The sequence below is a fragment of the Alicyclobacillus acidocaldarius subsp. acidocaldarius Tc-4-1 genome (genome assembly GCF_000219875.1).
GTDB lineage: Bacteria > Bacillota > Bacilli > Alicyclobacillales > Alicyclobacillaceae > Alicyclobacillus > Alicyclobacillus acidocaldarius_A.
In genome coordinates this window covers 2,082,474-2,108,092 of the sequence record NC_017167.1, presented here as the reverse complement: position 1 = coordinate 2,108,092, position 25,619 = coordinate 2,082,474, and the positions used below count along the sequence as shown (strand labels likewise).

At 63.9% G+C, this 25,619-nt stretch carries 20 protein-coding genes and 1 pseudogene; 11 read left to right on the top strand and 10 right to left on the bottom strand.

The window, feature by feature from the left end; genetic code table 11:
- Nucleotides 1–24 precede the first annotated feature (24 nt).
- A complete protein-coding gene (locus TC41_RS10155) occupies nt 25–795 on the bottom strand; it encodes a sulfite exporter TauE/SafE family protein (protein ID WP_014464960.1) in 771 nt (256 codons plus the stop codon).
- Between the two features lie 140 nt (nt 796–935).
- Between TC41_RS10155 and TC41_RS10150 the strand changes: the two genes are divergently transcribed.
- The gene (locus TC41_RS10150; RefSeq protein WP_014464959.1) at nt 936–2,213 is read left to right on the top strand and encodes a hypothetical protein; all 1,278 of its coding nucleotides are present in this window, start codon (nt 936–938) and stop codon (nt 2,211–2,213) included.
- A gap of 14 nt (nt 2,214–2,227) precedes the next feature.
- Here the strand turns inward: TC41_RS10150 and hemG are convergent, their stop codons facing one another.
- From hemG to hemE, 3 genes are read right to left on the bottom strand one after another with little or no spacing between them, the layout of a single operon-like run.
- A complete protein-coding gene (hemG, locus tag TC41_RS10145) occupies nt 2,228–3,640 on the bottom strand; it encodes a protoporphyrinogen oxidase (RefSeq protein ID WP_041695318.1) in 1,413 nt (470 codons plus the stop codon).
- A gap of 5 nt (nt 3,641–3,645) precedes the next feature.
- Nucleotides 3,646–4,566: a ferrochelatase gene (gene hemH, locus TC41_RS10140; RefSeq protein WP_014464957.1), complete on the bottom strand. Its 921-nt coding sequence runs from the start codon at nt 4,564–4,566 to the stop codon at nt 3,646–3,648.
- Nucleotides 4,563–5,642 (bottom strand): uroporphyrinogen decarboxylase, encoded by a 1,080-nt coding sequence (gene hemE, locus TC41_RS10135; protein WP_014464956.1) that lies wholly within the window; start codon nt 5,640–5,642, stop codon nt 4,563–4,565. The genes hemH and hemE overlap by 4 nt, the downstream gene beginning before the upstream one ends.
- A gap of 199 nt (nt 5,643–5,841) precedes the next feature.
- Between hemE and TC41_RS10130 the strand changes: the two genes are divergently transcribed.
- The 7 genes and pseudogenes from TC41_RS10130 (at nt 5,842) to dusB (ending at nt 11,728) form a co-directional block, all read left to right on the top strand.
- Nucleotides 5,842–6,258, top strand: a complete 417-nt coding sequence (locus TC41_RS10130) for a BrxA/BrxB family bacilliredoxin (RefSeq protein ID WP_041695838.1) — start codon at nt 5,842–5,844, stop codon at nt 6,256–6,258.
- A 205-nt stretch (nt 6,259–6,463) separates the two neighbouring features.
- Nucleotides 6,464–7,138 (top strand): fumarylacetoacetate hydrolase family protein, encoded by a 675-nt coding sequence (locus tag TC41_RS10125; RefSeq protein ID WP_041695317.1) that lies wholly within the window; start codon nt 6,464–6,466, stop codon nt 7,136–7,138.
- A complete protein-coding gene (locus TC41_RS10120; RefSeq protein ID WP_041695316.1) occupies nt 7,135–7,809 on the top strand; it encodes a metal-dependent transcriptional regulator in 675 nt (224 codons plus the stop codon). Before TC41_RS10125 ends, TC41_RS10120 begins: the two co-directional genes overlap by 4 nt.
- Nucleotides 7,810–7,962: 153 nt before the next feature.
- Nucleotides 7,963–8,778, top strand: coding sequence for a D-alanyl-D-alanine carboxypeptidase family protein (locus tag TC41_RS10115; RefSeq protein ID WP_237699902.1), 816 nt, complete (start codon nt 7,963–7,965; stop codon nt 8,776–8,778).
- A gap of 50 nt (nt 8,779–8,828) precedes the next feature.
- A complete protein-coding gene (locus TC41_RS10110; RefSeq protein ID WP_014464951.1) occupies nt 8,829–9,050 on the top strand; it encodes a TM2 domain-containing protein in 222 nt (73 codons plus the stop codon).
- Between the two features lie 120 nt (nt 9,051–9,170).
- Nucleotides 9,171–10,608: pseudogene (locus tag TC41_RS10105) on the top strand (ISLre2-like element ISAlac1 family transposase).
- A 133-nt stretch (nt 10,609–10,741) separates the two neighbouring features.
- Nucleotides 10,742–11,728, top strand: a complete 987-nt coding sequence (gene dusB / locus TC41_RS10100) for a tRNA dihydrouridine synthase DusB (protein WP_041695314.1) — start codon at nt 10,742–10,744, stop codon at nt 11,726–11,728.
- A 101-nt stretch (nt 11,729–11,829) separates the two neighbouring features.
- On the opposite strand, the gene TC41_RS10095 is transcribed toward dusB, so the two are convergent.
- Nucleotides 11,830–13,044, bottom strand: coding sequence for an MFS transporter (locus TC41_RS10095; RefSeq protein ID WP_014464947.1), 1,215 nt, complete (start codon nt 13,042–13,044; stop codon nt 11,830–11,832).
- Between the two features lie 116 nt (nt 13,045–13,160).
- Between TC41_RS10095 and TC41_RS10090 the strand changes: the two genes are divergently transcribed.
- Nucleotides 13,161–16,667, top strand: a complete 3,507-nt coding sequence (locus TC41_RS10090) for a PD-(D/E)XK nuclease family protein (protein ID WP_014464946.1) — start codon at nt 13,161–13,163, stop codon at nt 16,665–16,667.
- Nucleotides 16,667–20,365: a helicase-exonuclease AddAB subunit AddA gene (gene addA, locus TC41_RS10085; RefSeq protein ID WP_014464945.1), complete on the top strand. Its 3,699-nt coding sequence runs from the start codon at nt 16,667–16,669 to the stop codon at nt 20,363–20,365. Before TC41_RS10090 ends, addA begins: the two co-directional genes overlap by 1 nt.
- Nucleotides 20,366–20,444: 79 nt before the next feature.
- On the opposite strand, the gene TC41_RS10080 is transcribed toward addA, so the two are convergent.
- The 5 genes from TC41_RS10080 to TC41_RS10065 all read right to left on the bottom strand — a co-directional run bounded on the left by TC41_RS10080 (nt 20,445) and on the right by TC41_RS10065 (nt 24,711).
- Entirely contained in the window at nt 20,445–21,344 is a 900-nt protein-coding gene (locus tag TC41_RS10080) for a C40 family peptidase (RefSeq protein ID WP_041695313.1), read from the bottom strand.
- Nucleotides 21,345–21,520: 176 nt separating this feature from the next.
- Nucleotides 21,521–22,411 carry a UTP--glucose-1-phosphate uridylyltransferase GalU gene (galU, locus tag TC41_RS10075; RefSeq protein WP_041695836.1) on the bottom strand — a complete coding sequence of 297 codons (891 nt, stop codon included), beginning with the start codon at nt 22,409–22,411 and terminating at the stop codon, nt 21,521–21,523.
- Between the two features lie 49 nt (nt 22,412–22,460).
- Complete coding sequence (locus TC41_RS16895) at nt 22,461–23,096, bottom strand: molybdopterin-binding protein (RefSeq protein ID WP_237699901.1); 636 nt, start codon at nt 23,094–23,096, stop codon at nt 22,461–22,463.
- On the bottom strand, nt 23,006–23,749 hold the full coding sequence (locus tag TC41_RS16890) for a hypothetical protein (protein ID WP_237699900.1): 744 nt from the start codon (nt 23,747–23,749) through the stop codon (nt 23,006–23,008). Before TC41_RS16890 ends, TC41_RS16895 begins: the two co-directional genes overlap by 91 nt.
- 11 nt (nt 23,750–23,760) lie before the next feature.
- Entirely contained in the window at nt 23,761–24,711 is a 951-nt protein-coding gene (locus tag TC41_RS10065) for an aldo/keto reductase family protein (protein WP_014464941.1), read from the bottom strand.
- 150 nt (nt 24,712–24,861) lie between these two features.
- Here TC41_RS10065 and TC41_RS10060 point away from each other — a divergent pair, with 150 nt between their 5' ends.
- The gene (locus tag TC41_RS10060) at nt 24,862–25,614 is read left to right on the top strand and encodes a PIG-L deacetylase family protein (protein WP_014464940.1); all 753 of its coding nucleotides are present in this window, start codon (nt 24,862–24,864) and stop codon (nt 25,612–25,614) included.
- The last annotated feature ends 5 nt before the right edge of the window (nt 25,615–25,619 follow it).

The following is a 25,619-nucleotide window of genomic DNA, read 5'->3' as shown; positions in this document are numbered from 1 at the left end:
TTCCTCTTTGTCGCATCTCGCGCTTCATCCGATGTGGAGCCACTGCGCGATCTGCTGTGCGATGACCAAGCAAGTGACACCGATGAAGAGGGGGCGAACATAGCGAGCGCCTTTGCGGATGGCAAAGCGCGAGCCAGTCAGCGCGCCGAGAACCATCGATAGGCCGAGCACGAGTCCCGCCTCATATCGAACGGAGCCCACCGCGATGAAGGTCGCCAACGCGCCCGCGTTGCTGGCTAGATTCAGCGTGCGCGCGTTGCCGCTCGCGGCAAGAAAGTCGAAGCCCAGCAGAAGAAAGCCCATCACCAAAAACGATCCCGTCCCGGGGCCAAAGAACCCGTCGTAAAATCCCAGGCAGGCGGCCAACAGCGCTGTCAGCGCGAACGTCTTTCGCGTCAGCGGCCGAATGGATTCCACCAGGCCGAGGTCCTTTTTCCACAGCGTGTAGGCTGCCACAATGACCAGCATGACCAACACGAACGGACGCAGGAACGACGAAGGCAATTGGTGGACGATGTACGCGCCGAGTGCGGAAGCCATGACACCCAGCGGAAACAGCGGTCCTACGAGTTTCAGGCGGACCTTGCCTGACAACAGGTAAGAACTGAAGCTTGTGATGGCCGAAATCGTGCCCGCGAACTTGTTGGTGCCGAGCGCCGCGGCAGGAGGCAATCCAATCGACAAAAGAGCCGGCAGAGAAATAAGGCCACCTCCGCCTACCGTCGAATCGATAAACGCCGCCACATAGCCTCCCACCGCGAGAATGAGCACGTGCGCCCACGTCAGATGTTCCACCGGTGACCCCCCTCGCCATCGCCCATCCGTAAACGTCCATCATTGTACTGCGGCTCGCGCAAGCCCACAATGTCTGGATTCGGTATGGATTCTTGCCACGATGACAACCTACGTCTAGATGCTTCGATTGGGGGGATACGATGAAGGCTACGAGACGCACCTTGGCGTGGATGGCGCTTTGCGGAGTGCTCGCCCTCGCGGGATGTGGAGACGGCCAAGGCGCTCAACTTTCCAAGACCCAGTCCGCGTTGAAGCCTCCGGATCAAAGTGCGGCGATGCTGGACAAGCCATCGCATTCGACTGCCCCACGCGCCATCTCGCTCGCTGAGCTTCAGCGGAGGAACCTGTGGTATCACGTGCGGCTCGTCGACGGAGAGACTGGATACCGATACGGCTACATCCGGGGCCAGTTTCGTATGGAGCGGACGACGGATCGCGGCGTGACCTGGAAGCCAATCTCGTTGCCCGTCGCGTTCCGACTTTCAGATCAGTCGAGCTACAAGAGTGCGGAAAACCCGCAGGTCGCGGTGGTCGATCTCGACACGGTCGCCCTCTATGGCGTCCAAGGCAACCGGTTTGTTCGCCTGACCACCTTCGATGGAGGCCGTCGATGGCAGGTCGCGTCGAGCGAATTGCCGCACGGCGGCTACCGGGTGACGAGTGTCAGCCAGCCGACCCGGAAGGACGCGTGGGTGGTGCTCGATGCTCCAGCGTTGGCAGGCAGAGCGGGGCCCTTGCTCTGCCGGGTGTCAGATGCCGGAGCGCGCGTGGCGCAGGTCAAGGTGGACCCCTCGGCGCCCGGCTCTGGCTTCATGCCAGGTGCCGAGATCGAGGTGTCGTTCGCGAATCTGCGGGACGGCTACGTCTACGCCGCGAATCCGGACGGAAAGCTCGTGGCGTACCAGACGAGGGATGGAGGGGTGCACTTCGAAAGGCGCGCCTTGTCCGCTCCAGCTCCCATCGCCGGAGCGAAAGTCTCGCACCTCTTTCCGCCGCGTGCCCTGGAGCAGGAGGTCACTTTCGCCTCCATTTGGAGGACGAAGAGCGCCGCCGGCGTGCGCCATCACGTCGTGGTCTTTCGCACGCGCGATGGCGGCGACTCGTACGCAGGACAAGTTTGCGATGTGCTGCTCGGGGCGCGCGCCAACGCGGAGGGTGCGCCGTGCGCGTTCGTGACGCCCGATTACGGTTACGCCATCAAGGATGGGCGGCTCATGCGAACCAGCGACTCCGGCACCACGTGGCTCACGGTGCATTCTACGACGCTCGAGCAATGGCTCGACACGTATCCCTGCGTGCTCGATGTGGACTACGTCTCCTACACACAAGGGTTCGTCCTCGCGGCCAACGCCAGCCTGACGCAAACCGTGCTGCTCGCGACGCAGGGGCTGCGCGATCGCTTCGCTCCGGTGCGGTGATCGCAAGCGGGATTTCATGGGCCGATGGCGGCGAGGACCTGATGGGCCGCCCGTTCGCCCTGCTCCACGCAGTCGGGCAGCCCGACTCCGCGGTAGCCAGCTCCGGCTATGGCGAATGCGGGACAGGACGCGCGCAACGTCACTTCTGCTCGCTCCACGCGGGCGAGGTGTCCGATACCGTAGTTCGGCATCGCCTCCCGAAAGCGCGTCACCCGCGTCCAAATCGGGTGTTCGCGCGCACCGGTGAGGCGTCCGACTTCTTCCGCCGCGCGACGCGCCAGTTCGTCGTCGGACAGCGCGAGGGCTTCGTCCTGGCCGCGCCTGCCGACGTAGGCGCGGATCACGGCGAGGGACTCAGGGGCAACGTGCGGCCACTTGTTCGACATCCACGTGGTCGCGGTGATGGCCATTCTTTCGGGCCTCGGCACGAGGAAGCCCGAAGCTCGCACGAGATCCGGTCCGAAGGCGGTGCGCTCGTACACGAGCACGATGGTGGCGGTCGACTGGTAGTGCGTTTCCACGTCGGGTAGGTCGATCATCGGCCTCATGATCTCGCGGGTGACCTGTGGCGGGAGGGCGAACACGGCGCCATCCACGTCTTCCTCCAAGTGCTCCCCGGAGACCGTATCGATATGGAACCGGTACACCGAGCCGCGCCGAGTCACTGCGCCGACGCGCGCACCGGTGCGGATCTCAACCCGGCCGCTCCGTGCCATCCGATCCACCATGCGCTCGATGACGGACGACAGGCCGCCGCGCACGGTGATGAACGCGCTCCGGCTCGAGCCAGGTTGGCGCGGGCTCGATGCCGCGACCAGGGCGCGGCTTGCCGCCACGAGGCTGCCATGGTTGCGGAGGAGATCGAGGAGCGAGGGCCACGTGGCCATGAGCGACAGACGATCAATGTCGCCCGCGTAGATGCCCGCCATGAGCGGTTCGCCGACGTAGTTCACCCATTCGTCGCCGAGCCTCGCACGGAGAAAGGCGCCGAGGGCGGTGTCGTCTTCAGGAAGATCGAGCGGCATCCGCTCTTCCTCCAGGGCGCGCGCCAATCCGGCGTCCGTCAAGAGGGGCGGGCGAACGCAGGACGGATCGAACGGAATTCCCAAGTATCCTTTCGGCATGGGGCAGAGGCCGCCGTCTCGGACGATGTAGGTCTCGGTCGCCTCGGGCCGCGTGGACACGACGTCTTCCGCCATGCCCAAGGACTCCATCAGCCGCATGGCGGCGGGCTTTCGCGCGAGCATGGAGTCTGGGCCCGCCTCCACGGTCAGACCAAGATGAGGCTCGCGAATCGTCTGTACACGCCCGCCAAGCCTATCGCTCGCCTCGTACAGAACAATCTGCACGTGAGCGTCGGAGGACAACAGGCGCAGGCAAGCCGCGAGACCGGTGATTCCACCGCCCACCACTGCCACGCGTTTCATGTGCATCACCACCCTGCGTCACGTTTCGCGCGCTCGATCACGTCCGCGACCGCGCGGATGAAGTCGGCATCGTCGTTCATCTGGCGGGTGCGAACGAGCTGGATGCCGAGTTCCTCGGCGCGCTTTCTCGCCTCGATGTCGATGTCGTACAAAACCTCCAGGTGGTCTGCCACAAAGCCCTGGGCACACACCACGACTTCGCGATATCCCTGGTTCGCGAGGGACTCGAGGGTGTCGAGCAGGTCCGGCTCGAGCCACGGTTCTTGCGTGCGGCCGGCGCTCTGCCAGCCGAAGGTATAGTGTGCAAGGCCGAGGCGCTTGGCCACCGCTTCGCCGGATTCGCGCAACTGGTCGACGTACGGATCGCCCATGTCCAGGATGCGCGCGGGGAGGGAGTGGGCCGTGAAGATGACCATGGCCTCCTCGGGGTGACGGCACTGGTGAAGCGCCTCCGCGACGCGCGCGGCAAGCGCGTCGAGGAAGCGAGGCTCGAGGTGCCACTGGTTCACACAGTAAAGCGTTGGCCCTCCGTCGCGCGCGGCCTCCCGCGCCTGCTCGTGATAGGTCTCGACGCTCATCGCCGAATAGTGGGGCGCGAGCACGACGGCGATGGCCCGCTCGATCCCGTCCCTGCGCATGTCCGCCACCGCGCCCGCGATGCGCGGCTCGGCGTGTTTCATCCCCAGGTACACGCGAAAAGCGGTTTCGCCTTGCGCGTTCAACGCGTGTTCGACTGCCTTCGCCTGCCGCTCGGTGATCTCCCGAAGCGGCGAGGTTCCGCCGATGGCTTCATATCGGCGGACGAGATCGGCGAGTTCGGTCGGAGAGGGTTTGCGGCCGCGCCGGATGTCCGTATAGTACGCCTCCACCTCGTCCAGGCTTCGAGGCGTTCCGTAGGCCATCATGAGAATACCGAGGGTCGTCATGCGCGTTCCTCCTTTGTGCAGTGCGCGGTTTGTGCCTTTGGCTCGAACGTGTGCACCCATTCGACAACGCGCTGGAGCTGGGCGAGATCCGTGGTGGGTTTGACACCGTGGCCGAGGTTGAAAATGTAGCCGGGGCTCTCCGTGCCGAGCCAGAGCACGGTCTCGACTTCGCGCCGGAGGACGTCGGGAGGGGCGAAGAGGCTTACGGGATCGAGGTTGCCCTGCAGCGCGACCGACGTCCCGACGCGCTGGCGCGCGCGGTCGAGCGGCGTGCGCCAGTCGACGCCGACGACGGTGGCGCCTGCCTCGGCGAAATCGGCGAGCAGTTCACCGGTGTGAACACCGAAGTAGATCAGCGGAACGCCGAGTTGGGCGAGATCCGCAAGCATCGCCTGGATATACGGTTTCACGTGTGCGCGGAACGCGTGAACGGACAGGCTGCCCACCCAAGAATCGAAGATCTGCACGGCGCTCGCGCCAGCCTGAACCTGGGCGCGCAGGTAGCGCGCCATGGCTTGCGACAGCTTGCTCATGAGCCTGCCCCAGAGGTCCGGGCGCGCGAGCATCAAGACCTTGGTGTGGACGTAGTCGCGGGAGGGTCCGCCCTCCACCATGTAGCTGGCGAGCGTAAATGGGCCGCCTGCAAAGCCGATGAGCGGGACCGGAAGGGTGTTCGCGAGGTGACGGATGGTTTCAAGCACAAAAGGGAGTTCTTCTTCCGGCTCAAACACGCGCAGGCTTGCGATGTCTTCCTCGGTGCGCAACGGGCGTTCCATCACAGGTCCCACATGCTCCTGTAGCGAAAACGACATCCCCATTGCGCCCACGGGGACCATGATGTCGGAGAACAGAATGGCGGCATCGACGCCGAGCTTGTCCACCGGCATGCGCGTCACGCGGGCACACAGCTCCGGCTCTCGGCAGATGTCGAGCAACGTGTACGTCTCGCGAATGTGGCGGTACTCGGGATCGTATCGACCTGCCTGGCGCATGAACCACACGGGTACGCGATCCACCGGTTCGCGGCGGCAAGCGCGAAGAAAGCGATTGTTCACGGCAAAGTCCCCATTCCTCATGCCTGTCCTTCGAACATTTGTACCTCCCTTGTTATACCCAACGCGCATCTGCGGTTGCAAACCGACGCGGCCGGGCGTTCGGGTCGCCCGTGTGCGGGTTTACAAAACTGTCATTGGCGCTGCCGAAAGAGTATAATAAGGTTTGGATTTGCACAGTCAGGAGGTGGGCCGAGTGAGCCTCGAGCTCGACTTTTATCAGATGATGATCCAACCGATGCGCGACGAACTCACGAGCATCGGGTTTCAGGAACTGCGCACGCCGGAAGACGTGGACGCTGTGATGGCCGAGAAGACTGGGACCACGTTCGTTGTGGTCAACTCGGTGTGCGGTTGTGCGGGTGGCATCGCCCGCCCGGCCGTCGCCATGGCGCTCAGGAATGACCGCAGGCCGGATCGGCTCGTGACAGTGTTCGCGGGCCAGGACAAGGAAGCCACGGCGCGCGCCCGCGAATATTTCGTCGGCCAACCGCCTTCGTCGCCGTCGTTCTTCCTGTTCAAAGACGGCAAGCTTGTCGGCGTGCTTCACCGCAGCGACATCGAGGGCTCGACGCCCGAGCGCGTCGCGGAGAAGTTGGTTGCGCTGTTCAACGAATACTGCGAGCCGAAGACAAACTGATGGCACTGCACGCGCTTCGACTGCGCGCGAGCGGGCGGCGGGACCCCGGTTCCGCCGCCCGTTTCGCGGATGGACAAGCTGAAAGGGTTGCGTCAACTGGTGCTGCGCCGCCCGCGCGGCTCGGTCGTCGCGGCAGCGCCGTGTGCCCCTCTGCACGACTGTGGTATGCTAAGTGCAATCGAACGATCGGAGGTTGGGCGGCGCGATGGGGTTTCGCAAACAGAAGCATGCCGAGGCTTGGATACCAGAGGTTCGAAACATTTTTTGCGTGGGACGGAATTTTCGCGATCACGCTTCCGAATTGGGCAATCAGGTGCCCGATTCTCCGATGATCTTCGGTAAATTCACGCACGCGCTCGTTCCGGCATCTGGCGAGGTGCCGTATCCAAGTGGCAGGTCAGACGTCCATCACGAGCTCGAGATCGTGCTGGTTCTCAAGGACACCCCGATCCGAGAGAGGCCGCTCGAGGCCGTGGGAGCGGTTGCGCTTGGCATCGATTTGACGGATCGCGAACTCCAGTCGGCGCTCAAGCAGAAGGGATACCCATGGGAGGCCGCAAAGAGCTTTCGCCGTTCCGCCATTGTGACGGATCTCTACGAATTTGACGACTTCGCCGCGGACGTCGAGAACGCGCGGTTTGCCCTGCAGAAGAACGGGCGCGTGGTTCAGGAGGGTGTGCCCTCCGAGATGGTATTTTCATTATCGGATCTCATGCTCCACTGCTTGGACGTGTATGGCCTTGCCGCAGGCGACATCCTGTTCACCGGAACGCCGAGCGGCGTCGGACCTGTGCGTCCCGGGGATGAGCTCACGCTCTTCATGAACGGCGAGCCATGGGCGACGTTTCGATTCTCCGCACACGAGGGGGGATCGCCGTGAGCGGAAGTGCCCTCGACACCTACCTCGAAGCCATCTACGTGCTTCATTCGGAAGGCGAGCAGGTTCTGTCTTCGCGCGTCGCGGATTATCTGGGTGTGTCCAGACCCACCGTTTCACAGACGCTGCAGCGGTTGGTCGGACAGGGCTACGTCGAGGTGAGCGATACCCGCGAGTTGGTCCTGACGGAAGAGGGCCGGAAGCGCGCGGAGGCCATTATTCGAAAACACCGGCTGCTCGAGCGTTGGCTTACTGATGTTCTGGGTCTGGACTGGGCGGACGCGCACGTGGAAGCCGCGCGGCTGGAAGGCAGCATTTCTCCACTCGTGGAATCGAAGTTGAACGAGATGCTGAACCACCCGGCCACGTGCCCGCACGGGAACGTCATCCCGGGAAATGGCCACGCGGTGCCCAAGGGCGTGGGGCTGGACGAGGCGCCACCCAACACACCGCTCGAAGTGATACGCATCGTCGAAGTGGCCGAGGAGGATCTCGAATTGCTGCGGTTTTTCCATCGAACGGGCCTGGTTCCGGGAGAGACCGTCCAGGTCCACGAGCCGGAGCCGTATGCTGCCGGCGTGACCGTGACCGTGCGAGAGCAGACCTTGTCGCTCGATCCCGCCGTCGCCCATCGCGTACAGGTGCGCCCGAAACCGATGAGTCAGACGGCCTGACGCTTGTTCCTCGGTGACAGGCGGCGGGAAGGCATAGAACGAGCGGAAAACGTCCACCTTAAACCGCGACGACACGCGAGAGAGGTGGTCGTTTTGTTTTCTGCTCGACAGCATCGCGTGTGGTGGCGAGCAATATTTGCGGCCGCGATCGCCGTGGCATGGGCGGTAGGTGCCCTTGCCGTTCCGACCGCCAAGGCGGAAGTCGCGCGCCCTCCCGTGGTCAACGCGAAGGCGGCGGTGGTGTACGACGCCACCGATCGAAAGGTCCTCTACAACAAGCGCGGGGACGAGCCGATGTACCCGGCCAGCACGACGAAGCTGATGACGGCCATCCTCCTCGTGCAACACCTTCAGCCGGGCGATCCGGTGTACATCAGCGAGACCGCGAGCCGTCAGCCGCGCGTGCGCCTGGGGCTGCGGCCTGGAACCGAGCTCACGGCGGAACAGGCTCTGCTCGCCCTCATCATGAAAAGTGCGAACGACGTCGCGTACGGGATCGCGGAGACCGTCGGCGGATCGCAGGAAGGTTTCGCGCGGATGATGAATGTCGAGGCGCGCCTCATCGGCTGTACCCACACGCAGTTCGTGACGCCCAATGGACTTCATGCAGACGCCCACACCACGTCCGCGAAGGACATTGCCCTCATCACGGCCAAGGCTATCACGTATCCGCGCATCGTTCGCGCGATGCAGACCCCGCAGGCGACCATCGCGGGGAAGACCATTCGAAACGGAAACCGCCTGTTGTACAGCCCTCCCGCTTCGATTGGCGAGTTCATCGGCGGCAAGACGGGATTCACGTCGCGCGCGATGTACTGCCTCGCGACCGCGGTGCGGCGTCCGTCCGACGGCCACATCTTGGTGAGCGTGGTCTTCGGTGCGCCGCGCAAGAGCCTCATGTACCGCGAGACGGTTCGCCTGCTCACCTGGGCCAACCGCCTCACGTCTCCGGAAGACCCAGCAAGTTGACAAGCGGGCTCCTCATAACCTTTACTACGTCGGGTTATGGGGGGTACGGCATGCGCAGAAGTGTCGCGCTCGCGTACGTACTGTGGTTCTTTCTCGGGTACCTCGGCGTGCATCGCGTGTACCTTGGCCACGTCGGCACAGGGCTCCTGATGGCCGCGTGCACCGTGGTCGGCGGACTCGTGGCGTCCACTGTCATTGGCCATATCCTTCTCTTTGCGGTCGGCATCTGGTGGCTCTTCGATCTCGTCCTGACGGCTCGCATGGCGGGTTGAGCGTATAAAGTTTGAGTAGGGGGTGTTCTCGGGAGGATTTTCCGGGGACAAAGAGAAGAGACCTCACTGAGCACAAAAACAACCCGCGTTCGGAGCGCGGATGAAGAGGTGAGGTCTCTCATGTTGGATATTCGTGATGGCGCGGCGGGTTTCCTGCCGCTGTGGATGAATCTGTTGTGGTTGTCTGAGCATCCGTGCGACTTCGCGATTCTTGAAGAGAGGCTCATGAGGTCCTTCGGCGAATTCATGAGGGAAATGGTTCCGCGCTTGCTCGAAGCGTGGGACGAGAAGCTGGCGGCGGAGCGTGACCGAAATGAGTGGGAACTTATTCAGCGTAAACCACGGACGGTCGTGTCCACCCTGGGAGAGATCACGTATCGTCGGCGTTACTACCGCAATCGAAAGACGGGCGAACGTCGCTTCCTGTTGGATGAGGTAGCAGGGTTCGAACCCCGTCGTCGATTGAGCGGGAAGTTAAGAGACCAAGCTGTGGCGTTGGCTTTAGATGTGTCGTACCGGCGCGCGGCAGAGATTCTACAGACTTGGGTGCCGGACATCAGCGCGATGGCGATTTGGCAAGAAGTGCAAAGGCTCGGAGGGGAGAAGCGCGTCCGAGCGGAGCTGGAGCGGGAGAAGGTGTTCGAACAAGGAGACGCTCCGGGAGGGAGACGCAAAGCCGAGACACTCTTCGTGGAAGCGGATGGCGTGTATGTCCGAGGGCGCAGGGAGGAAGATGGCCAGTCACACTTCGAATTGAAGGTGGCCGTGGCGTATGAAGGCAAGCAGGAACAAGGGCGGGAACGGCGCGCCCTGATGAATCGACAGGTGGTCGCGGGGACTGAGGAAGCTGAACGCTTCTGGGAGGAAGCGGTGTCCTCTTTTGGGCGCGTGTGGGATTGGGCCAGCGTGAAACGATGTTGGCTCGGCGCGGACGGGCGGAATGGGCGAAGAAGGGCGTCGGAATGCTCCCTGGGGCTCGATATCGATTGGATCCCTTTCACCTGCGGCAGGCGATGGTTGCGGCCTTGGGACGGGAGACGCAGGCCTACCGGAAGGTATGGGATGCGGTGAGAACCGAGGAGTGGTCGCGGGTAGAAAAGGTGCTGACGAAGATGGAGAAGCAAAGCGAAGGGGCGAAGAAGCAGCGTATCTCGAAGCTGAAATCATACATGGAGAAGAATTGGCAAGGCATTGTGGGCGATGATGATGTGGTGAGTCTGGGTGCAATTGAGGGCCAGGTGTTCCACCACGTGGCGCGACGGATGAAGCGCCATGGGGCACGTTGGAGCAAGCCAGGGCGGATGCGTTAGTGCGGCTGATTGCAACGCGCGCCAATCACGAGCCTCTGCGGGCCAACACGCCTTCTCGTTCGGAAATGCAGGCGGAAGTGCCGGTGAAGACAAAGCCAGTGAACGAGGCGGAAATCGCGAGACGGGTCGAAGAAGCGGCGACTTGGCTGGAAAAACACATGCCAGCATTGGTCGGTCCGCATGCGGACCGACCATGGGTGAAGTACGTGCTTCGTGAGCTCGCCAGAGTTTCAGCCACGGTTGCCTGACTCAACCTAAGCGGTGAGGTCCTCCCCTACGACAACTTGACACGGACTGGCGGGTTACCGCGGTTGAACCCCAGCCGCGGCTCGCTTTATAATATCGGACATGCAATCCGGAACGGTCGAAGGAGAGGTTCGTGTGAAGGTCACCATCGCTGGCGTGACGCTCGACAACCCGGTCATCCTCGCGCCGATGGCTGGCGTGTGCAATCCCCCGTTTCGCCGGCTCGCGAAGGAGCTCGGCGCGGGCATGGTCTGCGCGGAGATGGTCAGTGACAAAGGGCTTGTGAGCGGAAACGAGAAGTCGAAAAAGATGACGACCATTTTGCCGGACGAGCATCCCGTGAGCCTCCAGCTCGTCGGGTATGATCTCGCCTCCATGGAACAGGCCGCGGAGATGGTGGGTGAGACCAACGCGGATCTCATCGACATCAACATGGGTTGTCCCGTGTTGAAAATCTGCAAGACCGGAAGCGGCGCGGCGCTCGCGCGGGATCCCAATTACGCGGCGAAGATCGTGCGGGCGGTCGTGAGCCGCGTGAACAAGCCGGTGACCGTGAAGTTCCGAAAAGGCTGGGACGACGATCACGTCAACGCGGTCGAGGTGGCGCTTGCGGTCCAAGAGGCGGGGGCGCAGGCGGTGGCGGTTCACGGGCGGACGGCGAAGCAGATGTACAGCGGGAAGGCCGATTGGGATATCATCCGCCGGGTGAAGGAGGCCGTGCGCATTCCCGTCATTGGCAATGGGGACGTGGTCGATCCAATATCCGCCAAGCGGCTCATGGAGGAAACCGGGTGTGACGCAGTCATGGTCGGCCGGGCGGCGCTTGGGAATCCGTGGATCTTTCGCGAAATCGCGCATTATCTGGACACCGGCGAACTCCTGCCTGCGCCGTCGGTCGAGGAGCGGCTCGAGGTGACGTTGCGACACATGCGCATGCTGGTGGAGTTCAAGGGCGAGGACATCGGCGTGCGGGAGATGCGCAAGCACGCGGCCTGGTACGTGAAGGGCCTGCCCGGCGCCGCGGAGGTGCGGACGCTCATCAATCAGCAGACGACGATGGCGGGCATGGAGGCCGTGTTGCGCGACTACTGCGAATGGGTGCTGCGCCGAAAGACGGCTTGATCACCATGCTCGTGTTGTTCGAGGACGAGGACCATGGAAAGCCGCCGTTCGTCTATGTCCGACGATCGGCGGCCACACGTCGTATAGGGCCCTCGAACGGTTTACTCCAGTGCGATCCCCTTGGTCTCCTTTCCAAGCGCCGTCACAATGACGAACCCCACGAACAACACGGCGAAGAAGACGCCGAACACCCACTCGTACCCGAGGTGCGCTCCAAACAGCCAGCCCGTGGCAAACGGGGCGATGGCGCTGCCGAAGCGGCCAAATCCGGCCGCCCATCCCATGCCAGTCGCCCGAAACATCGTCGGGAACTGCTCCACGGTGAATGCGTACGTTGCCGCGAAGGCCGCGAGTGTGAAGAACGAAAGCAAAAGCCCAAACACGATGAGCGATGCCGTGTTCCAGGCAAACCCGAACGCGAGCGCGGATAGCGCCGTCAAGATCATCGCGGTAACCAGCGTGCGCTTGCGGCCCCAACGTTCGACAAGCCACGCGGCCGTCATGTATCCTGGAATTTGAGCGAGTGTCATGATGAGCGAGTAGCCCAGGCTGTGTACCAGCGAGTATCCTTTGTCGTACAAGACAGACGGAAGCCAGAGAAACATGCCATAGTAACTATAGTTCATCACGAACCAGACGACGGATGCCACGAGCGATCGGCGGCCCAGCTTTCGCGACCAGATATTGCGCACGGACTCGCCAAACGTGCTTCGGCGCTGGAGCCGAGCGTAGCGCGCGGCCTCTGGCAGCGCAAATCGCAGCACGAGGGTGTACAAGGCTGGGATGGCACCGATGAGGAAGACCACGCGCCAGCCGGCGGAGGGGATGACGAAGTACGATACGAGCGCGGCGGCGAGGGATCCCACGGCCCAGAACGATTCCAGGAACACCACGCGGCGCGCGCGAACCTCGTCTGGCGAGGATTCGAGCACGTACGTCGTCGCCACAGGCAACTCGCCCCCAAGCCCGAGGCCGACGAAAAAGCGCAGCACGAAGAAGATGCCGATACCAGCCGCGAACGCGGAAAGGCCCGTCGCGAGGCTGTAAATCAGGATGGTCACCATAAACAGCGAACGCCTGCCGAATCGATCGGCGCAAAGGCCCGCGAGGGCAGAGCCCACGGCCATGCCGAGGGAACTCACGCTTCCGACGAGGCCGGTCACCGTGTGCGTCAGGTGCCACTGTTTGGCAAGGACCACAAGGACGTACGACAGAATGCCCACGTCAAACGCATCAAACAGGAGGCCAAGGCCGGAAGAGACAAGGATTCGAGCCGCGGATACGCGCTTGACCGGGATAGACACGGGATCGACCACTGCGCTCACCTCACATGTGCGTTTACCCACGGTATATGTGCCGCATGTGCGAACGGTGACAGCCGCCCAAGCCGGCGTCGATGTCGGCTCAAGAACGACGGAAGGGATGAAAGCCCATGGGCAACCGGGTGGAGTGGTGGATTGGAGCTGCGGGGAGTGGCAAATCGTCCCGTGTGGCGGAGGAGATGCGCCGCGCCGCGGAAGCCCATCCATTTGGGCCGCCCGTGTTTTGGGTGGTGCCCGAGTCGACGGCGTTTGCGGCCGAGACGCTGCTGATGGATCGCGTTCGCGCGGCCTTTCGCGTCGAAGTCGTGACGATGAAACGACTTGCCGACCGCGTGTGCGCGCACGGCGGGATGGCGCGACCACGCCTGACGCAAGTGGGGCGGCAGCTTCTCTTGCGCGCGGCGTACGATGAACTCGAGCCTTCACTTGGCCCACTGCGCCGTGCCGTGCGCAATTCGTCCCTGTATCATCACCTTTTGTCCGCATTCGACGAGCTTACCGCGCATGGGGTGTCCCCGGAACAGCTCGCGGCCTTGTTGGAGATGTCCGCGGCTCGCTGCGATGAAGTGGAGAAGGAGCAGAGGGCGGTGCATCGCTCTCTCGTCGGCAAGCTGGGCGACGTGCTGAAGCTGTACGTGAGGTACCGACAACGCGCCGAAGCCGCGGGCTTCGTGGATCCGGCCCTCCTGTTCCTCGATGCGGTCTACGCGGTGCCACACGTCTCGTGGCTTGAAGGTGCGTCGCTGTATCTCGACGGTTTTCACGCCTTTTCGCCTGCAGAGCGGCAGTTCATCTCAGCGCTTGCGCGGCGCGTGAAGCGGCTGGTCATCACCTGGGAGGACACCGGCCTTGAGGGAGAGCGGTGGGAGGCGCTTCGCGAGGAGGCGTCGTTGCTTCCCGCGTGGCCGCATCTATCCGTTTGGCTCGACAAACACGAAGATCGATTCGTCGGCGAAGTGCAGGCCGTCGCCGCGTACCACCTCCTCGCGTGCGCACGCGATTTCGCGCGAGATTCGCTGGAACAGGTGTTTTGCCGCATGCCCCTCGGTGCCGCCGAGGGCCGGTTCGGCACATCGCCGCTCATTCACCTCGAGCGGGCGCTCGCGGGGCACCCGACGGTTCAGCCCTTGATGGGCATCCGTGTGAGCGCGTTTGGCCATCGCGAGGAGGAACTGTGTGCGGTCGCGGACGAGATTGCGCACCTCGTGCAGCACGAGCGGGTGAGACCGCGGGACATCGCGGTGTGCGTCCCGACGCTCGACGGCATCGGGCGCCGTCTCGCCGACGAGCTGGAGCTGCGCGGGGTTCCGGTCGCCATCGACTCGTTCTCAACCCTGGCGGACCACCCTGTCGGTCAACTGCTGCGCGCCGCCATCGCCGTGGTGCGCACCGGGTTCAGTCTCGACGCCGTCGCCGCACTGCTCCGCTGCCCACTCGTGCCCGTGAAGCGGCGGGAAGCGTTCGATCTGTATCTCCGCGAGCACGACGTCAGCGGCTTCTCGGCATGGCTGGCACCAGAGCGATGGGACTTTGCCGCTCGCGCCCCGCGCACGGCATCCGGTCTTTGCGACGAGGAGGCCGATGAGATCAGGCGACACGTGGCCGACGCGCTCCGGCCTATCATCCAGGTTTTTGCAGAGCCGGTGCTTCGCCCTGTGGAAGCGGCGCGAGCGCTCTGGGAGTTGCTTGAGGCGTTTCACGTCAAGGACACCCTCGCGCAATCCGTGGTCCAGGTGGGGGAGGACCCCATGGCTGGCGTGATCCACGAGCAGGCGTGGAGCGGGATTACGGCGCTCCTCGACGATCTCGCCACTCTCCAGCCCGAGGTCGCGCTCCCGACCTATGAGGTGGCCGATCTCGTCCTCGAGTCCATGGCCAGTCTGCGCCTCACGCGCATCCCGAGCGATGCAGACGCGGTGTTCGTGTGCGATTTCGCGCGCGCCGACAACTGGTCCCGCCCGCGGGTGTTCGTCGTGTCCGCGGACGACGCCTCGCTGCCCCCGCGCCCGGATGAAGGGGGCATCCTGCGCGATGACGAACGCCTCGCTTTTGCGGAGGTCTTTCTCCGCCCCCTCGGGCGCACTTCGGAGGATGAGCGGCGCGCCCTCGAGTGCCTGCCGTACCGGGTGATGACGCGCGCGTCCGAGGCGCTTGTGGTGACGTATGCGGCGACCGACGACGGGATCGAGCGCCACCTGACGCCGACCTTGGCCTCGCTCGTCGAGCGCGGCCATCTGACGGTCGACGCGGCGTGCGGGGAAGGAGCGGTTCCGGTTCATCCGGTACAAGCGATGCGGCTTCTCGCCGATGCGCTGAGCCGGGTGCATGCCGGGGCGCCGTTCGAGCAGGTGATGCAGGACCCGGTCGTGCAAGACGTGCTGACGCACGTGTGGACCGGCGCGACTGACGTCGACCGGTTTCAGCGCGTTCTCGCGGGGCTCTGCCATCGCCCGCGGCCCTGGCGATTGCCTCCCCCATGGATTCGGGCTCTGTACGGCGATCCCATCCGCGTGAGCGTGAGTCGACTGGAGACGTACGCCAAGTGTTCCTATCGGCATTTCGCTCAGTATGCGCTCCGGCTCGAGCCGCTCGCGCTTCAGCCGGAAGCGGAGCGGAGCGCCGGCACCTGGATCCACGCCGCGGTTCAGCTGGCGACGCAGCGATTGGCGGAGGACTACCCGCGCCTTTCCGAACTTGGCCACGCGGAGTTGGAGGCTGCCCTTCTCGAGATAGCTCATCAGGCGCTGGAACAGGCTGCGCAAGCGACGAAGTTGCAAGTTACGCTCGAACGGCCGGATGTGGCCGTCTACGTAGGGGAGCGGCGGCGCCACTTCGAATTCGTCGTGCGGGCCATCTGGATGCAGCTCTCGCGGGGCCAAATGCGTCCCCTCTGGCTCGAGAAAGAATTTCGCGATGTCGACGTGGGCGAGTGGAATGGGGCGCGCGTGGTGCTCGATGGACGGATTGACCGCGTCGATCGGCTCCAGGCGGGCGAGGCGGCGCTATGCGTGTACGACTACAAGTCGTCGGAGACAGCGCTTCATCCGTCCAAGGTGTATCAGGGGCTGCAGCTGCAACTCCTGATCTACGCAGCCATGGCCATGCGAGAGGCGGAGGCTGTCGAAGGCGCGCCTGTGAGACTGTATGGCGCGTTTTACATGCCGCTCGTGGCGAAGCGGGACGCCCTTGATGTCCCGCCTGAAGAGCGCGAGGGCTCTGCGCAACTCGGCGCGTATCGGGCGAAGGGGTTCTTCTTGCGGGAGGAGGCAGCGGTTTTGCGCGTGAACGAGGACCTCGCGCCTGGCCGAGGTTCCGCGTTGTACGGCAGGCAGTTTCGCGCAGACGGAGCCTGGGCGGCGGATGCGACCGCCTGGCGCGACGACGAGTGGCAGGTGGTGCTCCGTCACGTTGAACGGCGGGCCGAGGAAGCTGCCAAAGCCATAGCGGAGGGTGAGGTGCGCGTTTCGCCGTACCATCTGAGCCACGTGGACAGCGGCTGTACGAATTGCCCCTACAACGCCTTGTGCCACTTCGAGCGCGCGGATCACTTCGACCTGTACCGCTCTGTGCCGAAGCTGAAATTCGACGACGTGATCGCCGGAGGGGATGCGAACTGATGAGCGTGCATTGGTCGAAGGAACAAGCGCGAGCCATCCGGGCCCGGGGAACGAATCTCGTGGTGTCGGCGGGGGCCGGATCGGGCAAGACGGCGGTGCTTGCGGAGCGCGTCGCGAGCCTCGCGGAGGAGGACCCGACGTTTCGGATGGATCAACTGCTCGTGATGACGTTCACGGAGGCGGCGGCGGAAGAGATGCGCGCGCGCATCGTGCGTAGGCTGGCCGAACGCGCCGCCGAGGCGGAGCAGGCGGGCGAATCCGCGAAGGCGCGCCGATTCCGCAGGCTGGCGCATCGCGCGAATGACGCCCAGATCTCGACGATTCACAGCTTCTGCCTCGCTCTCTTGCGGAATCACGCCGTGGAGGCAGGGCTCGTTCCAGGCTTCCGCGTGCTGTCGGGCGAGGAAGACGCCGTGTTGCTTCGAGATGAGGCCCAAGCGGCGCTTGACGAGTGGGCGCGCCATCCTGAGCGCGGGCTGCAACTCGGCACCGCGCTCGCGGCCCTCCGGCTTTACCGGCAGCAGCAGGCTGTGAACGCGGTGCTCGAACTGTGCCGCGTGGCGCTGAGCCAGGTCGATCCCGGCGGATGGCTCGCCGAGATCGCCCGGCACTACGATGCGGACCAGCTGTGGGCGGGACCATTCGGCGAGGTGTTCGCCCGCTGGACGCGCATCCAGATTGCACAGGCGTTCGAGCACATGCGGAAAGGACTGGGGGAGCTCGAGCGCATGCGGGCGCCGGAGAAGGTCGTGGCGGGCGCGCTCTCCATCCTCAGCCAACTGAAAGAAGCGCTTGCGCTCCTTTCGACGCCTGGTGCTCCGTTCGATCCCAACCGCCTCGCGCCCCTCGTCCACTGGGAATCGGCGCGGCTGTCGAAGGAGTACGAGTCATTTAAGAAATGGAGAGAAAAGGCAAAGGATGCCGTGAAGCTCGTGCGCAAGGTGCTCGGACGCGGTCGATCTGCGCTTGAGGCCGACGTGCGGGCCATGCAGCCGCACATCGAGGTGTTGACAGCGGTCGCGCGGGACGCGCTGGATCGCGCCAAGTCGCGAAGACTCGAGGAAAACCGCCTGTCGTTTTCAGACCTCGAGCATCTGACGCACGAGCTTCTGACCAAAGACCAAGGTGTTCGCGCCGCGCTTCACGCGAGATACCGGTACGTGTTCGTGGACGAGTACCAGGATACCAGCCCGATTCAGGACGCCATCGTCGACGCCGTCGCGACCTCTGGCGGACTGTTCCTCGTGGGCGATGTGAAGCAGAGCATCTACGGTTTTCGCATGGCGGAGCCTGCGCTGTTTCTGGCCCGATACCGCAGGTACGCAGCGAAGGACGGCGGCGAGGCCATCGACCTTTCGGCCAACTACCGAAGTCGATCCGGCATCGTCCGCTTTGTCAACTATCTGTTTGCCCAACTGTTTCGCGCGGACGTCGCGGGGTTCGACTACGCGGACGGGCATGAGATGAAACCCGAGGCGGCCTATCCAGACGATGATAGCGGTCCGTGTCCCGTCAGAGTCAAGCTGTTCTTTTCTGGGGACGAAGAGAGGAAGGAAGAGGCCGACGAGCGTGAACGCTCCGAAGGGAAGAGTGAGGAGGAGGACGAACAGGCGGCCCGCGAAAAACTCGAGGTCGAGGCCCTGTGGGTCGCCCAACAGATTGCCCAAGCGATGGAGCGCCATGAGAAGGTGTACGATCGCGCGGCGAACGCGTATCGACCGCTGCGATACCAGGACGTGGCCATTCTGCTTCGCGCGGGCGGCGAGCATCTCAACACCGTGGTGCAGGTGCTTGCTTCCCGCGGAATCCCCGCAGTGGCGCGCTCGTCGAGCGGATTTTTTCGCGCGATGGAGATCCGCTGGGCCATGTCCCTGCTGGCGGCGCTCGACAACCCGCTGGACAGCCTGGCGCTCGCCACGGCGCTCAAGTCGCCATTTGTGGGCTTGAGCGACGAGGACCTCGCCGCCGCGAGGATCGCGCGCCCGAGTGGACCCTTGTGGCATGCAGTGCGTCATGCTGCGCGCGAATCGGAGGGCGCACGCGACACATTGCGCCGGGCCGTGGAGCGGATGGAGCGGTGGCGGGCCCTCGCGCACACGCTCTCGCCGGGGGATCTCCTGCGCGAGATCGCCCGCGAGGTGGAGATCGACTTGTATCTCCGCGCCATGCCCCGGGGACGGATCCGCGCGGCGAACCTTGAGCAACTGATTCGCCTAGCGCACACGCATGCGCCTCACGCGGGCGATCTCTACCGTTTTCTCGCCCTGGTCCGGGGGTTCGAAGAAGCGGACGTCGATCTCGGCCACGCGCACGGGGCCAGTGCGGACAGCGTAGCGGTCATGACGATTCACGGCTCCAAAGGGCTCGAGTTCCCGCACGTGTACGTGCTCTGCCTCGGCCGCCAGTTTCCGAACAACAAGCGCACGCTCGCACTGCATCGCCGCCTGGGCATCGGTGCGATGATGTGCGACGTTCAGACGGGCGTTCATTGGCGAACCGTTCCTTCCATTGCCGTGGACCAGGCCAATCTCGAGGCTTCGCGCGCGGAGGAGGCCAGGGTCCTGTACGTCGCGCTCACGCGGGCGAAGGAGCGCCTCGTGCTCGTGGGTCACGCGGGCAAAGTAGCAAAGCTCGCGGATGTGGCCGAAAGCCATGACGATGAGGGACGCCTGACCCCGGAGGCCTTCCTCAAAGGGAACTCCTATGCCTCCTGGCTCCTGCCTGCGCTCATGCGCCATCCAGATGGCGCGTGGCTTAGGAAAGAGGCGGGAGACGCGCGCGCCGGCCTGTTGGATGCGAACGGCGTTCGCTTCGAACTCGAGGTCGAGGTGGACGGCAGGCCGCAGGAACCGGACAGCGGCGAGCCGCGCTCGTCCGTGTTGGAAGGGCCGATTCCGCCTGCAGAAGAAGTGGAGCGCGAGCTTCGCCGCCTGTGGCAAGGCCCAGCGTGGCGGTATCGCGCCGTGCGGATTACGTCGGAGCAGCAGGTGTCTCGCGTCTCGCTGCCGAGCAAGCTCACCGCCACCGACATTCGGCGGTTGTTTGCTGAGCGAGAGCTTCGCGCGCGCGGCCACCACGCGGGGGCAGTGTTGGAAGATCCGGCTTTCATCCGTCAGAACGGCGCGTCGCCCCGCGAGCGAGGCGTGGCGTTTCACGCGTTCATGCAGCGAGCGCCTATTGAGCCTTATGCGAATCCGGGCGACGTGAGGCGCGCCGCGCAGGCGCTTCTGGAGCAGGGGCTTCTGGACGAGCGCACGGCGTCCGCACTTGATCCTGACGACGTCCTTGCCTTTTTCGCCTCTCCATTGGGGCGACGCGTCCTCACGGCGGGTGAGGTGTACCGCGAGCAGCCGTTCTTCTACCGCCTGGACGTGCGCGTAGGCGCAACGCAGTCGCCGGTGGTGGTCCAGGGCGTGATCGACTGCTTGATTCGGGATGCGCGCGGATATGCTGTGATCGACTACAAGACGGATCAGGTGCGGGATGCGTCCGATCTCGACCGGTTGGTGCGGGCGTATGAACCTCAGGTCGCGACATACGCGGCGGCGGTCCGGGAGGCGGTTGGGGCGGAGCCAGAGGTGTATCTGTACTTCGTGCACGCGAGAGAAGCTCGTGCGACCGTGCCAAGTCCGCTGGGGACTCGCTTGGAGCAATGGGCGCGGCGCACGGCGAGCGGATTCCCCCTACCACCTGACTGAGGTATGAAGAGGGTGTAGCAACACAGTGCGGCGATGCGGAGGGCGGCTGAGGCCAAGTGCCCCGGCCCCCCGGTTGGTTTCAGGGACCAATGACGTCTCGCGCCCCGTAGTAGTGGGCGGCATAGTACGGATTTTGAAACACGTTTTGCACAATGACGACGCCTTCGCCGTTGTGGGCAGAAGAGGACTCAATCATCGCACCGTTGCCCATGTAAATGCCCACGTGTGTCACGTGGTTGGGATACAGCGAGGCGTAACTGTCCGTGTCGGTGAAGAAGAGGAGATCGCCAGGCAGGAGGTTGGATGGGCTGACGGCCGTCCCGACTGCGGCCTGATCGTGCGATTCTCTCGGCAGTTGGATTCCGAAGTGTCCGAAGACATATTCGACAAACCCGGAGCAGTCAAAGCCTGTCTTCGGTGAGTCACCGCCCCAGCAATACGGCGTGCCGAGGAACGACTTCGCGTATGTCAGAATCTCCTGGCGAAGCTGTGCTCGGTTACCTTGGGTCTGTGTGGAGGCGGGGTGACCTGCACTGGCTGAGGTTCCGCCTGCAGTCACGGTGCCGCTCGCCGGAGGAGGTGCGGTGCTGCTGGCCGCGGAAATGGGCAGATACAGCGTCTGGCCGACGAGGAGATCCAACGGCTGAATCCCCGGGTTCGCTTTGAGGATGGCCGATGGCGTGAGGTGGTGCGCCTTGGCGATGAGATAGACGGTGTCGCCCGGCTGGACCGTGTAGGTTGTGGGCAGCGCAACTTTCTGCCCTGCGGCAATCTCGTTCGGATTGGACAACTGGGGATTGGCGAGTTCCAAAGCCGTGAGCGATAGGTGGTGGGCTTCAGCGATACGATACAGCGTATCACCTTGGCGAACCGTGTACGTGGCGGGCTGGTTTTCGGTGGCCGCGAAAACTGTGGCGTAGCCAAGTGCGGCGAAGCTGAGCGTCAGGGTGGTGAACATCCAGGCGCGCGGTCGTCTCATTCGGTCTCTCCATCCTCTCGAAATCGAAGGTTTTAGACAAATTTCGATTTCGAGGCGGACGCGAAGACTCCTTTATGTAAATCAAACCAGAGAAAAAGCATCCATAATCATTTATTCCAGATATTCTAGAACCCACGCGCCGGTCTCTCGTGATCCCGGCGCCAGGTATGCAGAACTCAGTAGTTCGCCAGGCGGCTCTGGACGCGATCGTCCATCAGCCACTTGCGCATGGACGCGGCCAGCTTCGGATCCTCCAGCCCGAATGCCAGATTCGCCTTGAGCCACCCCTCGAGGTTGCCGATGTCGTGCCGCACGCCCTCGAATTGGTATGCGTCGACGAGCCCCATCGCGGCGAGTTTTTGAAGGGCATCGGTCAGCTGCAGTTCGCCACCGTGCCCAATGGGCGTCTGCTCCAGCGCATCAAAGATGGATGGAGGCAGTATGTATCGTCCAAGCACGGCGAAATTCGAAGGCGCCTCGGCTTCGTTCGGTTTCTCAATGAGCCGTTTCACGGGGAATGGTTCCGATCCGACGACAAGGCGAGCGGGCTCAATGATCCCGTACTTCGACACGTCGGCCGCCGGGACGGGCTGCACCCCGAGCAGGGCGCGCTCTGGATCCGTGTATTGCTTCATGAGCTGGCGCACCACGGGCTCATCCGACTGGATGATATCGTCACCGAGCAGCACGGCGAACGGCTCTCCACCCACAAAGGATCGCGCGCACAGAATCGCGTGCCCGAGGCCGAGCGGCGTCTTCTGGCGCACGTAGTGGATGTTGACGAGATCGGAAATGGCCTGCACTTCGGTGAGCATGTTGGACTTGCGGCTTTGCTCCAGGTGCAATTCCAACTCCGGCGACCGGTCGAAATGGTCCTCGATGGCCTTTTTCGCGCGGCCGGTGATGATGAGAATCTCCTCAATGCCCGAGTACACCGCTTCTTCCACGATGTATTGAATGCAAGGCTTGTTGAGGATGGGCAGCATTTCTTTGGGCACGGCCTTGGTGGCCGGAAGCATCCGCGTGCCAAATCCCGCGGCCGGGATGACCGCCTTTCTGACCTTCATATGCTTCACCTCTGCGATGTTTCGCACAAATCGGCCTGTCCTCCATATTTTAGCCATCCTGCAACGCGCGCGCCACGCCTGTATCTGGAAATCCGGTCAAGCCGAGCGACGGCAGCCATCCTCGCGTCCAGGCGACGGAAACCGTCTCGCCTTCGGAAAGGCGGTCGCCGTCCATCCGAGCAATGGCGTTCGTGGACACGAGGCCCGTCAGGCTTCCTGAAGACTGCCTGTCCTCCGCGCGAAACACGAGCGTGGCGCCGCGGAGGCGCAGGTGACCGCGGAGCACGCGCGTATGCTTGACCGGCTTCGCGCGCACCTCGCCTTCGACAAGCGCCGTGAGGGGAAACGGGCGCGCCTCTTCTGCACCTAGCCATCGCAACACGAACGGCACCACGAGGGCGTGGAACTGCACGTAGGCGGCCGCCGGATTTCCCGATAAGCCAAACGCGAATCCGTTCGGCGTGGGGCGCGCAAGGAAGGGCGCGCCCGGCCGCATCCAGATGCGTTCAAAGAGAAGCGGGCCATCTCCCTCGATGGAATGGAGGGCGTCCCGGGCGTAATCCGCGTCTCCCACGGAAGCGCCGCCCGTCAGAATCAGCAGATCCGCCGCTTGGGCGAGGCGCTGCGCCGCGCACGTGATAACGTCGCGATGGTCCGCCACATGCTCCGTCGCGATGACCGACACGCCGAGCTGGTCCAGCGCCGATTGAAGGAAGGCGTCCGTCGCAGCAAACACCTGTCCGGGCAGCGGGCCCCCTCGAGGTGAGGCCCCATCACCAACTCGGATCCCGTCGACAGAATCGCCGCGGTGAGCGGACGGAAGCATCTGCATTCGTGAACGCCCGCTGCGCGGAGGACGGCCTGTGTCTGCCCATCCCATACCTGGCCGGCTCGGGCGATCACGTCGCCGCGCCGTGCGTCGTCGCCCTGAGGCTGCACGGACTCGCCCGCAGGCACGGACCTAAGCAACCGAATGGCGTCGCCTTCGACGTCGACCCATTCCTCCCGAACCACAGCGGCCGTCCCGGGTGGGACGGGCGCCCCCGTGCGCACGCGCACAGCTTGTCCTGGTGCCACGGCGACACCCGCGGCCGCATCGCCCGCACGCACGTCGGCCACCACTCGGAGCCAGGTGTCGTCGGCACCAAGGTCTTCGGCGTGGATGGCGTATCCGTCCATCATCGAGCGAGAAAACGGCGGCAGATCAACTGCCGCCGCCACATCCTGAGCCAGAAAGCGCGGCTCGGCGTGAACCCATGAGCTGACGGAGACGGTGGGGCGCACCGGCAGATGCCGCTCGAGGCGCGTCCACGCTTCATCGAATGTGACAAGTTCCATCGGACTCGCCCTCAGCTTTTCAGCACCTGCTCGATGCGCGTCAGGACGTCTTCGCTCAGCGCCACGCCCGAAGCCTTGGCGTTCTCCTCAACTTGTTCGGGTCGGCTCGCCCCGACGAGCGCGCTTGCTACGTTGGGCAGGCGCAGCGTCCAGGCGAGGGCCAGTTGCGCCAGGGAGAGGCCCGCCTCCTTTGCCACGACTTCGAGCCGCTCGACCTTGTCGAGGATCTCGTCGGTCACTTTCATGAACTGGTTGACGCCCGGCGTCGCGAGGCGCGATCCCACCGGAGCGGGTTGGCCCTTGCGGTACTTGCCCGTCAGCACGCCTTGCGCGAGCGGAGAGAACACCACCTGGCCAATGCCGGCCGTCTCGCAGATGGGCACGACGGCGGCTTCGATATACCGTTCGAACATGTTGTAGATGGGCTGGCTTGCCACGAACTTATGCAGCCCAAGTTCCCGCTGCAGGCGCACACCTTCCGCAATCTTGTCCGCAGGCCATTCGCTGAAGCCCGCGTACAGGATCTTCCCCTGCGTGATGAGGTCGTCCACCGCGCGCAGGCTCTCCTCGAGATCCGTCTCCGCGTCGTAGCGGTGGAAGTAAAAGATGTCGATGTAGTCGACGCCGAGCGCCTTGAGGCTCTGGTGGACCTGTTCGACGATGTGTTTCCGGCTCAGCCCGCGGTCATTCGGCCCCTGTCCCACCGGCCAAAACGCTTTCGTCGTGATCACGTAGCTTTCGCGCGGGAAGGGGGCGAGTGCCTCGCGCATGACCTCCTCCGCGGCGTGGGGCTTTGCACCGTACACGTTTGCGCAATCAAAGTGGTTGATCCCAAGCTCGTACGCCCTGCGCACGCAGGCAATGGCCTGCTCCCGCTCGGTCACGGTCCCATATGTCAACCAGCTGCCGAGCGCAATCTCAGACACCTTGAGTCCGCTCTTTCCGAGTCTGCGGTATTTCATGGCGCGGACACCTCCGCTCCCATTGTACTGACTTTTTCTGCGGAGGCCAAACCGCTTTCTGTCGCGCACGATTTCACGAGTACACAGGACTTTGCCAATGGGCGTCGAATCCTTGGTACGATACCACCGCGTCGGCAGGGAGGACGCCTTATGGATGTACGCGCGTTGCTTGGTTTGAAAGCGCTTGACGACGTGCAGTCGGCGCTGTTTGTCCAGCCCCATCCCGATGACAACGAGGTGGGCGCCGGCGGCACGATGGCGAAGCTCGCCGCAAAAGGCTGTCGAGTGGTCGCCGTGACCGTCACCGATGGGCGCTACGGCGCCGTAGGCGAGGTTCATCCAGCCCAGCTCGCCCGCCGCAGGCAGGAGGAACTCGTGGCGGCCTGCACGGCGCTCGGCATCCAGGAGCATATCGAATTCGGTTTCGAAGATCTCGGTTCGTACACCGAGAGGGACGTCGTCAACAAGCTCGTGCCGGTGCTCCTCGACATCCGGCCGGAGGTCGTGGTCACCGTGGACCCTTGGACGCCGTACGAGGCGCATCCCGATCACGTCAAGACCGGGCGCGCCGTGGCGGAGTGCGCCATCCGACTCGCGAGTCTCACGGTGTCGCAAACCTCACCCGCGTACGTTCCGCCGATGTTTGCGTTCTACGCGAGCGCGTATCCGAATGCCGCCGTGGATGTGACGGATTTCTGGGATAGGAAGATCCGGGCGATTGAGGCGCACGAGAGTCAGTTTGCCACGCCTGAATGGCCCGCGTTGAGGGCTTACCTGGAGTTTCAGGCGCGAGTCGCGGCACAGCGATTCTTTGAAGGCTCGGGAGACGGGCGATTCGCGGAGACGTTCAAGCTCCTGTCGCCTCGCCAGCTCCACTTCTTTCCCGATGCCATGACGAGCTGAAACGG